Origin of the sequence: Peredibacter starrii (assembly GCF_034259205.1) — a bacterium.
GTDB lineage: Bacteria > Bdellovibrionota > Bacteriovoracia > Bacteriovoracales > Bacteriovoracaceae > Peredibacter > Peredibacter starrii.
On record NZ_CP139487.1, the window covers coordinates 1,537,480 to 1,550,579 of the forward strand.

Consider the following 13,100-nt stretch of genomic DNA (forward strand, 5'->3'; position numbering starts at 1 on the left):
ATTTGATATGTGAAGAAATTTTTTCTCCTCTCACTATTCACACTATTCCTTTGCTCGTGTCAGGATGTTGGCATTCTATCTGGTAATATAAAAGTTATTGTTAAAGAGACTGCACCTTCATCACCTTTAATTACTGGCCATCAAATTGAAGCTGTAAATCTAGTGACTGTTGAAGTTGAACTTCGTGGTAAATGTCCGGGGGCCGCATCTAGTGTGGATGTTGAATATGAGGGCCTGATTACAAACTCACCTTGTGATGTCCTCACACGAACCTTTGTAACAAGAATACCTGTTACAGACCCAAATAATGATCGTTTGCTGTCTTATATTGTGGCCGAATCAATTAGCGCTCAAACGCCGTCTATAACTTATGATGTGAACTATCAAAGACCGGCCACACCCAATCCGACTATTACATCAAATAACAATACAGATTTTTCTACCAACATTACATCTCCCATCCTTGAAGGAACTTGTAACTCAGATACGACCGATGGAATGGAAGTAAGAGTTGATGGTGGAGTTTGGAGATCGGATCTAACAAGTTGTGTGAATGGAGAGTGGTCGCTTGATCTACCGGGGCTTAGTGGCGATCCTGCTCAAGAGTATCTGATTGAGGTTCGTACGGTTAATTCATCTAGTGATGAACCATACTCTGAAGTTGAAAGTATTCGCGTAACAGTAGATACGGCCCTTCCGGCAATGCCCATTATGGCGGCAGATGCTACTACTATTGATCTCACTCCGACTTGGTCATGGATTTCTGGAGGAGCGGGCGAAGGAACTTATCGTTATAAATTAGATGATACTGATTTATCGTTCGGTGCTCTTGAAACAACTTCCAATTTTTTTACCCCAACAACTGATCTTTCTTACGGTCCGCATATTCTCTATGTTCAAGAAAGAGATGAAGTGGGGAACTGGTCACCTTCGGGAAGTCAGACTTTCACTATACAATGTCCTGCCGGGAATTCTTATGATGGTACAAACTGTGTGCCTTGTACTCCAGGACATTATCAACCAACAAGTAATCTCTCAGTAACTTGTCTGGCCGCTCCTCAAGGAACTTTCGTCTCAGGAAGTGGGGCAATAGCTCTGAGTTCTTGTACCAATAAACCTGCAAACGCCGTTGATGTTATCTATGACGTGAGTACAGGGCTCACCACGAACACTTGTCCGATTGCGAGTGTTTCAACCTGTGCACTGACGTATGCTCCAGATGGCGGTTCTTGTCGTCTCATGTGTGGACTTGATGAGTATTGGTTAGGAGCTTCTTGTGGCGCGGTTGGAGTTGGTTACTATTCACCAATAAACGATGATACTCGTTATTCTTGTTCTAATCTGCCAGCGAATGCCACAGCTGCCGCTTACTCTGGTATGGGTGGCGGAACAAACAACTGTCCAATTGCCATTGTGACAAGCTGTAATTCGAATTACGCTCCTGATGGGGCCACTTGTCGCTTAATGTGTCCGCTCGATCAATATTGGAATGGCTCTGCCTGCGTTTCAGTTGGAATGGGTTACTATTCTCCTGCAAATGATGACACTCGCTATTCTTGTACCAATATGCCGGCCAACGCCAGTACCGTAACTTATTTCGGAATGGGTGGAGGAACAAATAACTGTCCAGTTGCAAGTGTGACTGGTTGTAATACGAATTACACAATTGAAGGAATGAGCTGCCGTTTATTATGTCCACTCGATCAGTACTGGACCGGGTCTGCATGTATTGGAGTTGGCAATGGTTTCTATTCACCGGCCAACGATGATACTCGATACACTTGTACTAATATGCCCGCAAACGCAGCAACTGTGACTTATTCTGGTTCGGGCTCTGGAACGAATAATTGTCCTTTATCAAGTCTAACTTGTAATTCAAACTATGTTCCGAATGGTCTGAGTTGTCGTCAGTTGTGTCCAGTAGATCAATATTGGAATGGATCGGCCTGCGTGACTGTGGGGGCCGGTTATTATTCACCAGTTAATGACGACAATCGATATACGTGTACCAATACCACCCCTAATGCGACCTCAGTGATCTATTCTGGCGTTGGTGGTGGAGCAAATAACTGTCCAATCTCGAGTGTGACCTGTGATACGAACTATGTTCCAAACGGAGCGACTTGTCGTCTCACTTGTGGACTTGATCAATACTGGAATGGCTCTGCCTGTGTGGCGGTTGGAAATGGTTACTATTCTCCAGTGAACGATGATAGTCGTTATTCATGTTCAAATCTTCCGGCCAATGCGACTTCTGTGACCTATTCTGGTTCCGGAGCAGGAGTAAATAATTGTCCAGTTGCAAGTGTAAGTACGTGTGCTGTTAACTATGCTCCAAATGGGGCCGCATGTAGAGCAATGTGTGGAGTCGATCAATATTGGAACAGTTCGGCCTGTGTGTCAGTTGGAACTGGTTATTATTCTCCAATCAATAATGACAATCGCTATGCCTGTACCAATTTTCCTGCGAACGCCACAGCAGTAACTTATTCCGGAATGGGAAGTGGAACAAATAGCTGTCCAGTAGCGAGTGTTACATCATGTGCGGCCGGATTTATTCCAAGTGGTGCTGTCTGTTTAGACAATACTCCTAATGCTTTCTCTTTCACGAACACAACCGGAGTAAATCCTTCGGGATGGGTTGATTCCAATGCGGTCACAGTTTCAGGATTCGATGGCCCTTTAACTGTGACATGTTCAGGTTGCGCGGCCATTGCAAGAAATGGATCATGGGGAGGTACGAGCGTAACTGGTGTTATGCCTGGGGACACAATCGCACTGAGATTAATTTCATCTGGCACATTCTTAGGCACAGTAAACGCTTCTGCCACTTTAGGTGCGACGACTTCCAGTTCCTGGAGTGTTCAAACGAGAGCAGGGTATAGCTGTACTGGAACTCCATGGGGAACTATTGCACATGGAGCAACTGCAACAGGTTACAATGCGACCTTTGCCGTCGCTCCAAGTACCTGTGCTTCTCAAGTGAGAACTTGTAACGATGGAGTTCTGAGCGGCAGTTACGTTCAAACCGCATGTACAAATTATCCCGCAGTGACTATCAGTTTTTCAGGATCAAGAGCTGGCGGCTATGGTTATTGGGATACATATAGTATGACAACTGTAGCGACGCCTGCAGGTGGATCAGGAAGCAACTATTCTTACGAGTGGTCGATCACGGCCCAAAACGGTGGAACTGTTTCAGGTGGTGGAGGAAATAACTGGTTAACGTTTACTACTTATATGTGTAGTTTTGAATCTGTGAACTTCAATGTCCGAGTTAGAGATAACAATCTTGGAGTTTACTCTTCCTGGTATTCTGGAGACATGACCGATACCTTTACCGGTGTGTGTGACTAGACTATTTCCTCGGATAAGTAACGGTCATCCCTTTATCAAAAGGAAGTTCAACGCCTAGTTCTTTCTTTGTCAGAGCTTTAGAGGCTTTTTCATCTAACTTCAGAATGCAGTCAGCACCTGTAATGGTGTAGACCTTGGCGGAAGAACAAAAGGCCTTTCCTTTTTCCGTTGGTTCGCAGGCGGGTTTAATTATGACCTTGCTTCCAATAACCTCAGCACTTCCACAATAATCGGCCTTCACGGAGTGAATCTTACAGGTATTAATGTCGAAGATTCGATTTTCACCGCAAGAACCACTATATTCAGAAGTCATGACGTATTTTTTTGAATCTGAGAGATAGAATCCCGAAAAATTTCCGCCATCGATTTTGCACTTCCTCGTCCCATTCAAGACGACCCAGACTGGACCTTCCACTTCTTCAAGTAACTCGAGAGCGATTTTGTCGCTGATTTTATAAATGCCTGTCGTTCCTTCTCGCTTTGTAAGATCGACTTTACGAAAGGAGCAATCTTTCGCGAAAGAGAATGAAGTAGCAGTCAGCAGTGTCAGGATGGTAAAAATTTTTTTCATATAAATGATTTTAGACGTGAATAAATCGTTTAGGAATATGAATTTCCACAATCTCTCAACATCTAAGGCATATTTTACCTACTCCAATATCAACCACTATCAATGAGAAACGACAGAATGACTAAACTTTTACCTCTATCATTTTTGTTACTAAGTCTCGTGAGCTGTGGCGGAGGCGGCGGCGGCTCTTCTTCGGCAGAACAAGCGACTAATAGTGACAATCCAGCAGTAACACCAACGACACCAGATGAATTCCCTCAAGGGTTTGATGATAAAGTCATTACTAAAAGTAGTGTGACTCACGTTCCGATGAATCTCATCTCGCAAGAATTAACCATGACTTTTGATCCAGTAGCTCAGACGGTTAAAGGGCACAGCGTGATCAACTTCAATACGAAAAAAGAAGGACGTCCTTATTTTGAACTTCAAGGAACTGTAACGAATGTAAAAATCGACGGTGCTTCATCTGATGTAACGAACATTACAGATCCAGATGGCCAGAGTCAGACTTATAAATCAGTGAATGAATCTGTATCGAGTGATGCCAATCACGTGGTGGAATTTGATTACACTCTTCCTACAGGTCGTGTGACTTTCACTGGCGGCGGTGTTCGCTTCCTAACTGATATGACGGACCTTAACGGAAAGTTCTTTGAGTACTGGGGACCAACTGGTTTTGAAGAAGATCAGTTTGCAATGACTCTGAATCTCAAAGTCACTAATAGTACTTCTTCCCATAAACTTAGAACCAATGGAGAAATCACTTCTTCCGAGCAATCGGCCTGGAAAATTGTTTTCCCGGATTATTACAGCAAGTCCTCTTTCTATGTGCACTTAACAAACCAGTCTCTTCCTTCGAAGACACTTACATACAAAGGACTAGAAAGAGATATCCCAATCGAAGTGTACGGTGTAACTCAATCTCTGGTTGATACAGCGGCGGCGCAACTTCCTGGACTCTTCAAAGAACTGGAAGGGGATTATGGACCTTATCCGCATACAAAATTCCTGGCCTACATGAATGATCGAAGTGGGGGAATGGAGTATGTGGCGGCAACGATCACAAGTGTGGCTTCGATTGACCACGAACTTCTTCACTCTTGGTTTGCTAGAAGTATGATTCCTGCCGATGGAAGAAGTGGTTGGATCGATGAGGCGACTGCTTCATGGAGAGACTACGGTTATACGCGTGCTTCTTCGACACTAAATCGTACGGCAACGAATCTCGCGAACTATTCAGTGTTTCGTAAGAGTACGCCATCAAACGTGTACGTAGATGGTCGAGCGCTTTATGCTGAACTTGATCGTCAGTTTGCGAACATTGGTGGACTTAAGCCTGTGCTGAAAGCTCTTCATGCAAACTACAAACACAGTGTGATCACGAATGAACTTTTCTGGATGTTTCTGGAGAGTAAAACAGGGATGGATCTTACTGCGTTTCAAGAGCGTTACGTGACAGGGAATTCTGCAGAGATTGCACTTAAGAGTGCGACGATTTCAGAGTCTGGAGTTACAAATGGGGCCTCAAAACATCCGACACCTTTAACTGAAGAAGAGATTTTAAGACTTAGATAAAAAAAGAGGGAGCCTGCTTGGCTCCCTTCTTTTATTTTTAGATTAGCTCTTCTAATTTATCAAACGATCCTGTCCAGCCCATCATCATGCCTGACTTCTCATCATGGAAGGCTTTTCTTTCTTCAGCCGTCGCCTGGCCATGAACTTCTGTCTTAAGAGTTACGCGTGTTAAGTTCGGACCTTCAGTCGCGAACTCAACAGTGCTGATCATTTGAGAAGGCCAAGTTGGAGCACCTGGATGTTTGGCCGGATTACCATCTTTATCCGCGAACTCTTGCGTGAACATAATGCGAGTGATGGGATTAATATCCAGATAGTGAGACTTTCCATACATCGTAAACTCACCATTCGACATTGAATAGAAAGCCGTCTTACCAGTTTTGATATCTCCGCTGATAAGCTCCATATTAAAGCCCTTAGGCGGAAGCCATTTCGAAAGATGTTTCACATCTGTCCACATCTCAAAAACTTTTGCCTGAGGTGCATCGAAGGTGCGGTTGATAATGAATGGATCTTTACCAGTGATTTCATGTTCAAGGTATTCGCCAAGTCGGTCCCAAGTAGAGTTGCCGTTAGCAATCTTAATAAATTTCTTGATCTCTTTCGCGGCCTCTGGAGTATCAAGGGCCATGAGCATCACCATAATGGTTTTTCCCAGCTCTTCTTTAAAAGTAACTGTTACCGTGAAGAGTTTTTGGCGCTCTTCATTTCCACCATGATCATAAACGAGACGCTCGTAAGGAACGACTTCGTGATAAGTAGCAATATTCGGATAATCCACGCCATCTGGTCCGTGCATGGTATAAATCCATTTTCCACCTGGGCGAAGATCTTTACTCTTTGTCGTAATGGTAAAACCACGAGGTCCCCACCAGTTCACCTGATGCTTGAGATCAGTGAATGCTTCCCAAACAAGTTTTACAGGAGCATCGTAAACGCGAACAATTTCTAGTTCATTTGGTTTTGCGGCCATGGGATTTTCCTTTGGTTTTATTCTTACCTTGAATTTCTTTTAAGTATTCATCGAGACGATCAAAACTCTCTTCCCAAGCGGCACGGAATTCTTCAATCCAATCTGTGGCGTCTTTCAGCGGAGTGGGGTTGATCTTACAAGAGCGGTATTGAGCGTCCTTGGTCTTGGTTACAAGTCCTGCCTTTTCCAAAACTTTTAGGTGCTTGGTGACGGCCGGAAGACTCATGTCTTTTAAGAATGGTTTTGCTAAATCTGATACGTTCGCCTCGCCCTTTGAGAGCTGTGCCAACATGGCCCTGCGAGTGGGATCAGCGAGAGCGGCGAATGTTGAACTTAATTCATCTTGCATATTAAACCTTTCGGTTAATTAACCAATAAGTTAAATATAAGGCAAAAAAAGGGCGGGGTCTAGAGGCGGTCGTAAATTTTATGATGGATTTCTTCTAGCTCTTTTAACTCATCGTTTTTTCTAAGCTTGAGGGGGGCCTTCTTGCCCAAAAGACTTTCATTGATGTTTTTTTGTAAGGCATATATTGGGCCCGCGATCCGGTGAGACAAAATAATGCCTGTTACAAAACCAACAATGGTCACGAGAAGAAGAATGAGAGCGCCACATACGAGGTAGTGAACTCTGAATGAATGCTCAATGAAGAAGGTCAGACCGAAGACCAGGAAGATTGAGCCCACAATAAGGTTCAGAAGTCCCAGGAGGAGGCCACAGCGAGCTTGAAAACTCGGATTCACGAGATAATTATTTCGATAATCCTTAGTGGGCCAATAGAATTGTGAATCTTGATAGAGCCCAAGAGCGATGAGTGCATAACCAATCCACTGACAAAGATCGGCGACGTTATAGAATGGTGTTTGGAAACTCCCGAAGTTAAATGAGAAAAAATCAACGACTGCAAAACCAAACAATCGATCCGTCACGTTTCCTAGAATGCCTCCAACTAAAATCGAGAGACCCACTTGAAGGTTCTTCGATTTCATTGGAACAATAACTAGTATCAGAACGTAGGCACTCACAATGAGGGCCGCAAATGTTGTGAGGACAGTTTTCTTGATGGTGAGTGGAACGTCCGAAAGCCAACCAAGAATGATTCCGTGGTTATAGACCAATTCAAATTTTACGAGGCCCAATTCAAAAGACTTTACGAGTGAGAGCGCCCAGGATTTCGTAGCGTAATCCAGTGACCAGACAAGAATTAGAGGTAGTAAAAACAACATGAATTTCATTTACTTACCCTATCGGTAGAATGGCGGTACTTGTTGAATATCAAAGTATGCACTGCTTGACTGGTTTACTCGGCGAATCACTCTGCATTAACCGGTTTTTTGATGTCTGCCTGTTTCGAATTGTTTACAATAGACCCCATGAATAAACCATTTACTCCCCCTCAGAATGTTAAAGAAGTCCTCGAACGTGCTAGCCGCCCAAAAACTGCGGTCATCACAGGAGGTATGCCATATGCGAACGGTCCTCTTCACCTAGGTCACTTGGCCGGTGCGATTGTTCCACCGGATATCATGGCCCGTTATATGAGAATGCTTATTGGCAAAGACAATGTGCTTTTCGTATCAGGGAACGATGATCACGGTTCAACTTCTGAATCATCTGCAGTGAAGGCCGGTAAAGGTGTTCGTGAATTCATCGATGAGATTCACGACAAGCAAGTTCAAACGATCACTCGTTACGGTATCTCTTACGATATTTTCTCAGGAACTTCTCAACCAGATTGTTATCCGATTCACGCAGAGACTTCTCAGGATTTCATGCGCAAGATGTGGAAGAACGGTCTGCTTGAAAAGAAGACGACGAATCAGTGGTACGATCCAAAGATCAATCGCTTCCTTCAAGATCGTAACGTGACAGGAAAGTGTCCGAATCCAAATTGTACAAATGAAAGTGCTTATTCTGATAACTGTGAAGTGTGTGGCATGGAGTATGATCCGTCACAACTTTTGAATCCTAAGTCGGCGCTTAGTGGTGCAACTCCAGAGCTTAAACCTACGGCTCACTTGTGGATGGATATGACGAAGGTTCAAGACCAATTGGTTGAGTGGCTTAAGTCGAAGCAGAACAAGTGGAGAAAGGGTGTTATCAATCAAGTGATGGACACAGTATTGCCTGCGTTCCAATTTGATAATATTCATGAGCCAGCTTACAAAGAAATGAAAGCGAATCTTCCGAAGCATAAGTCTCGTTATGCTCCAGGGAAGAAAGTTGTTGTTCAGTTTGAGAACAAGGAAGACTTCATCAATGGCATGAACATGATGACCGTGCAGGAGATTCCGGTTGAAGTGATGGATGGCTGGGCCCACAGATCGATTACTCGTGATGTGGTTTGGGGTATTCCTGTGCCGAAAGAGATTGATCCAGAGATGGAAGGCAAAACACTTTACGTGTGGCCGGATTCTTTGATTGCTCCGATTTCATTCTCAAAAGTTGCTCTAAAAAATAAAGGCAAAGGCCCTGATGAGTGGAAACGCTTCTGGACTGAGTCTGATTCGCGTGTGTTCCAGTTCCTTGGACAAGATAACGTTTACTTCTACGTTCTTATGCAAGGGGCAATGTGGTTTGGTACGCAAGCTGATCCAAATAGGCAGCCTGTTCTTGGAGAGTATCAGCTGACTGATATCTTCTCAGTGTTCCACCTTATGGTGGATGGAGAGAAGATGAGTAAGTCGCGTGGTAACTTCTATTCGGCCGATCAACTAACGAATGAAATGGGGTTTGACCCAGATCAAGTTCGTTACTTCCTATCGACTCTTGGTATTGCTGAGAAGCCGTCTAACTTTGAATTTGAAACGTTTAAAGAGAGAAACAAGTTCTTGGCTGGACCAATGAATGCGGCGATTGAGAAGCCAATTTCGGCTGTTCATTCGCGCTTTGATGGTAAAGTTCCTGATGGGAAACTTCTTGAGAAAGCCGAAAAAGAAACGATGAAGATCGTTCAGCTTTATCTTAAGAACATGGAGAAGGGTGAACACCTCACACTTCTGGGCCAGATCGAGAACTACGCTCGTTTGATTAACTCGTTCTTTGTTCAGTATAAGCCGCATGATGATCGTGCAGACCTTGAGGGCCGTAAAGATGGGCTTTATACAAGCTTCTATATTCTGAAGAACCTTATGATTATGTTGTACCCGTTTGCGCCTCAGACGATGGAAAGAGTTCGCGTGAGCTTGAACCTTCCAGAGACTGTTTGGTCAGTGGATGAGTTGGGGACGGGGATTCCAGCCGGGCATGTGATTGGGCAGAAGGGGACGTACTTTCCAAGTGTGGAAGGGGTACAAGTCGATTAGGTTTAAAAATTCCGAACTACCTTTGGGTGGCTTTACATTTTTTAATAAGATTTCTTGAGTCGATTCTTCTGAATTATTTTCTTAAACTTATCTAAAGCCAAGGAAGGATTTATGTTAAGACCAATATGTTTATGGATTAACAAATATAAAACTCTAGAAAAATCTCTAATTACGTTTTCTTCCAGATACAGCGTCACCAATGATTGTGTAATCAAAGAAAGAGAGTCTGAATTTCACGTTTATGGTGAGTTTCAAGATATTACTGCATTTGTAGGCAAAAATGGTGCAGGCAAAACTTCAGTTATGGAAGCTGTTTCTGCAATCTTGTGTGGAAATGAAGATCTAGTTGATGGTGTTTTAGTCGTACAAAATCACGGTGAATTTTTCTCAGTAGGATTAGGCCGGAAGGATTTTTATTTCGGTGGGAAAAAGATTAATAGATTTAAAGAAATTGATATTTTTCGAGGAGCTGGGGTAATTTATTACTCACCCGTTTATAATCCACATTCATTTTCTCTTAATCCGAAAAAAAAGTTTTTTAAGAACATCTCAAATGACAGGGAATACTCATTTAAGAGAGAGAAAAATAGAGAGATTGACTTTCAGAAACAATTTAATTTTTTCGATGGAATGGGGAAGTTCGCTCGAGAAATTTTGGGTTTCGATAAGTATTTAAAAGTGGACCTTAAATTGCCAGACATACAAGTCCTTAAAAGAAGAATTCTTAGAGTGATGCTCGAACCGGATTTCCTTAGAGATCAGGATACTCGCCAGTACTTTTTTAGAAAACTAAGTGAAATGGCTAATGATGATTCTTTGATTTTGGATTTAATAGAGGATCAAATTAAAGAAAGAGATATTTATAAAGTTCGTTCTGCGTTGGATACAGTCTTTATAGATAAAGCTGAAGCTATGCATTCATATTATCATCAGAGTGATTTTTATGATCAATCGAGTCTGTCATTGGCCATGAGGTTTCTAACATCAAATTTCTTCCTCAAGGAGACACATCCTTATGAAGCGGTTGCAGATAAGCAATTAACCACAATTGATATGTTTTTTGAACTTATGGATACTGATAACTTTAGGAGATGGGCACTTAAGGTATTAAAATTTTCAAAAAGTATCGACAATAGATCATACAGAGATCGCACAATAGCAAAAGACTGCGATGTCTTACATCAAATTTTAGATTCAGTTAATGTTAAGAGTCCTCAATTCCCATTATTTTATCCGCCTTCTAAGTCGACACAAGCATTAGAGATAATTTCAAACATACGGAGATCAAATTTGATGAAGTATGGATTCGAGATTGGATGGCAAGGTGTAAGTAGTGGGCAAGTCGCTAAGATGAATTTATATTCAAGAATCTACAATGCAATAGGTGATTCTCAATGGGAAAGTTTGCTATTACTTTTAGATGAAGCTGATATCTATTTACATCCCGAATGGCAAAGAACCTTTCTGCACGAATTGTCGATATTCTTTATGGTGTTCAAAAAACAACATCCTCATCTGAAGCTGATCTCCTTAATTCTGACGACTCATTCACCGCTTATGATCTCTGACTTATTCAAGGAGGATGTATATCTAATTGATGATAGCGTAAAACCTTATAAAGTGAAATCTGCTCGTAAACATACCTTTGGTGCTAATATATATCAGCTATACCGTGAAGAATTTGTAACCACTAATCCAAAAGGAGAGCTGGCGAGTCTCGCTATCAAGAAGATAGTTAGGGACTTAAACGAAATTCTCAGCACTGATAATGTTCAATATTTTCAGCAGTTAATTTCAAAGATTGGAGATCCTGTTATCCAGAAAGGGTTACAAGGGTTAGTAGAAAACAAGATGGATCAGATTCAGTGATTAATCTGAAAATCCCTAACCAAAATGTAAATATTGATTGGTATTTAGAGTACATTAAAAAAGAGTATGATAGATATCTTTGGGGGAATTCAAATCTTTGGAGTCTAATAAATACATGGACTAATAAAAACTTTCAAAAGAGTTTTGAAGAAATTTTAGTATGTAGTCATGAAGAACTCCTGAGAATAAAGAATGCATGGGATTCAAATAAAAAATCAGTTCCAGATTATATCGTCGATATTAAAGAGACTTATCTTAAATTTGCTAAAAGTCGTGGGGGGATTGGCGATTCTTCCAAGAAAGATAGAATTACAGCCTTTGAATTCGTTGGTAGGATTGAGGAATTAACTTGTCCTTACTGCAATAAAACTCAAATTGAAAATCGACAAAATATTAGGGCACGCTCATCTCAACTAGACCATTTTTTTGACAAAGATAAGTATCCATTTTTTGCACTTTCATTTTTCAATTTAGTGCCAGCATGTTCTTCTTGCAATCTAATAAAACATATGAAGTCTCTAGATGCATCTCCACATTGCTCAATTGATTTATGTGATTTATCGAATTTTAGTTTTAGTGGAGTTGCAGGAGATTTATCATCACTTGAAATTCTTCTTACAGTTCAAGGTTCAATGACTGTTAATGAAAAGGTGCTGGATTTAAAAGGGAACTATTCCAAAAATAAATCTAATTTAAATAATCTTTTACTTAAGATTCAAGAGAATCCGGAAGACTATTTCAAGAGCTTAGATAGAATATTTAGTAAAAGGGAAGCCTTAGAGATAGTTCACGATACAGTTCTAGATAAAAATCGTTTCTATACAAAACCATTATCTAAATTTAAATATGATATTCTCAAAATATTTCATGGTAACGATATATCAGATTAAAGCTGAATATGATTATAGAGTCTTTAACTGTCTGGAAGTTCATTCAACTTCTCGATTTTGTGGAGTAAACTCTTAAAATGGTATTTATAAAAATCTATATCGACGGTGACGGCTGCCCTGTTAAAGAAGAAACCTACAAGGTAGCCTTCCGCTATCAAATCCCAGTTATCGTGGTGGCGAACAAAGCCATCAATATTCCCTTGCACCCTTTAGTCTCTATGCAAGTCGTGTCTCAAGGACCTGACGAGGCAGACAATTGGATTGCTGAAAATATCCAGGCAAACGATATCTGTATTACCGCTGACATTCCGTTGGCCGACAGATGCCTGAAGAAGTCTGCCAAGGCACTGAACGTCCGAGGAGAGGAGTTCACCGAGGACATGATTGGTGATGCCATGGCCACCCGGGAACTCATGAAGCATTTACGGGAGCTTGGCGAGATGAAAGGCGGGCCTCCTCCTTTTGAGAAGAGGGATCGATCGGCATTTCTAGGGTCTTTAGATCGAATAATTCAGGCCATTAAGCGGAAATCTGTGTAGTATCCCGGAAAAAGGACCAC

10 protein-coding genes are annotated in these 13,100 nt (G+C 41.8%); 6 read left to right on the forward strand and 4 right to left on the reverse strand.

From position 1 onward, the window contains the following. The first annotated feature begins 9 nt into the window (after positions 1 to 9). A complete protein-coding gene (locus SOO65_RS07715) occupies positions 10 to 3,357 on the forward strand; it encodes a hypothetical protein (protein WP_321399035.1) in 3,348 nt (1,115 codons plus the stop codon). A 1-nt stretch (position 3,358) separates the two neighbouring features. Here SOO65_RS07715 and SOO65_RS07720 read toward each other — a convergent pair whose 3' ends face one another. Further along, positions 3,359 to 3,928, reverse strand: coding sequence for a hypothetical protein (locus SOO65_RS07720; RefSeq protein ID WP_321399037.1), 570 nt, complete (start codon positions 3,926 to 3,928; stop codon positions 3,359 to 3,361). A 117-nt stretch (positions 3,929 to 4,045) separates the two neighbouring features. Here SOO65_RS07720 and SOO65_RS07725 point away from each other — a divergent pair, with 117 nt between their 5' ends. Next, positions 4,046 to 5,503: a M1 aminopeptidase family protein gene (locus SOO65_RS07725; RefSeq protein ID WP_321399039.1), complete on the forward strand. Its 1,458-nt coding sequence runs from the start codon at positions 4,046 to 4,048 to the stop codon at positions 5,501 to 5,503. 37 nt (positions 5,504 to 5,540) lie between these two features. Here SOO65_RS07725 and SOO65_RS07730 read toward each other — a convergent pair whose 3' ends face one another. Genes SOO65_RS07730 through SOO65_RS07740 form a run of 3 tightly spaced genes read right to left on the reverse strand, consistent with a single transcriptional unit; the run spans position 5,541 to position 7,712 of the window. Further along, on the reverse strand, positions 5,541 to 6,476 hold the full coding sequence (locus tag SOO65_RS07730; protein WP_321399041.1) for an SRPBCC domain-containing protein: 936 nt from the start codon (positions 6,474 to 6,476) through the stop codon (positions 5,541 to 5,543). Continuing rightward, entirely contained in the window at positions 6,457 to 6,825 is a 369-nt protein-coding gene (locus SOO65_RS07735) for an ArsR/SmtB family transcription factor (RefSeq protein ID WP_321399043.1), read from the reverse strand. The genes SOO65_RS07730 and SOO65_RS07735 overlap by 20 nt, the downstream gene beginning before the upstream one ends. 59 nt (positions 6,826 to 6,884) lie before the next feature. Then, the gene (locus SOO65_RS07740) at positions 6,885 to 7,712 is read right to left on the reverse strand and encodes a signal peptidase II (RefSeq protein WP_321399045.1); all 828 of its coding nucleotides are present in this window, start codon (positions 7,710 to 7,712) and stop codon (positions 6,885 to 6,887) included. Positions 7,713 to 7,850: 138 nt separating this feature from the next. Between SOO65_RS07740 and SOO65_RS07745 the strand changes: the two genes are divergently transcribed. The 4 genes from SOO65_RS07745 to SOO65_RS07760 all read left to right on the forward strand — a co-directional run bounded on the left by SOO65_RS07745 (position 7,851) and on the right by SOO65_RS07760 (position 13,080). Beyond that, the gene (locus tag SOO65_RS07745) at positions 7,851 to 9,782 is read left to right on the forward strand and encodes a methionine--tRNA ligase (RefSeq protein ID WP_321399047.1); all 1,932 of its coding nucleotides are present in this window, start codon (positions 7,851 to 7,853) and stop codon (positions 9,780 to 9,782) included. 111 nt (positions 9,783 to 9,893) lie between these two features. Beyond that, on the forward strand, positions 9,894 to 11,651 hold the full coding sequence (locus SOO65_RS07750) for an AAA family ATPase (protein ID WP_321399049.1): 1,758 nt from the start codon (positions 9,894 to 9,896) through the stop codon (positions 11,649 to 11,651). Next, positions 11,648 to 12,541, forward strand: a complete 894-nt coding sequence (locus SOO65_RS07755) for a hypothetical protein (protein WP_321399051.1) — start codon at positions 11,648 to 11,650, stop codon at positions 12,539 to 12,541. The genes SOO65_RS07750 and SOO65_RS07755 overlap by 4 nt, the downstream gene beginning before the upstream one ends. Before the next feature lie 77 nt (positions 12,542 to 12,618). Next, entirely contained in the window at positions 12,619 to 13,080 is a 462-nt protein-coding gene (locus tag SOO65_RS07760; protein WP_321399053.1) for a YaiI/YqxD family protein, read from the forward strand. Positions 13,081 to 13,100 lie beyond the last annotated feature (20 nt).

Excerpts from the sequence above, each read along its gene's own strand:
- SOO65_RS07720 (WP_321399037.1), bottom strand. The coding sequence starts at position 3,928 with ATGAAAAAAATTTTTACCATCCTGACACTGCTGACTGCTACTTCATTC.
- SOO65_RS07725 (WP_321399039.1), top strand. The coding sequence starts at position 4,046 with ATGACTAAACTTTTACCTCTATCATTTTTGTTACTAAGTCTCGTGAGC.
- SOO65_RS07730 (WP_321399041.1), bottom strand. The coding sequence starts at position 6,476 with ATGGCCGCAAAACCAAATGAACTAGAAATTGTTCGCGTTTACGATGCT.
- SOO65_RS07735 (WP_321399043.1), bottom strand. The coding sequence starts at position 6,825 with ATGCAAGATGAATTAAGTTCAACATTCGCCGCTCTCGCTGATCCCACT.
- SOO65_RS07740 (WP_321399045.1), bottom strand. The coding sequence starts at position 7,712 with ATGAAATTCATGTTGTTTTTACTACCTCTAATTCTTGTCTGGTCACTG.
- SOO65_RS07745 (WP_321399047.1), top strand. The coding sequence starts at position 7,851 with ATGAATAAACCATTTACTCCCCCTCAGAATGTTAAAGAAGTCCTCGAA.
- SOO65_RS07750 (WP_321399049.1), top strand. The coding sequence starts at position 9,894 with ATGTTAAGACCAATATGTTTATGGATTAACAAATATAAAACTCTAGAA.
- SOO65_RS07760 (WP_321399053.1), top strand. The coding sequence starts at position 12,619 with ATGGTATTTATAAAAATCTATATCGACGGTGACGGCTGCCCTGTTAAA.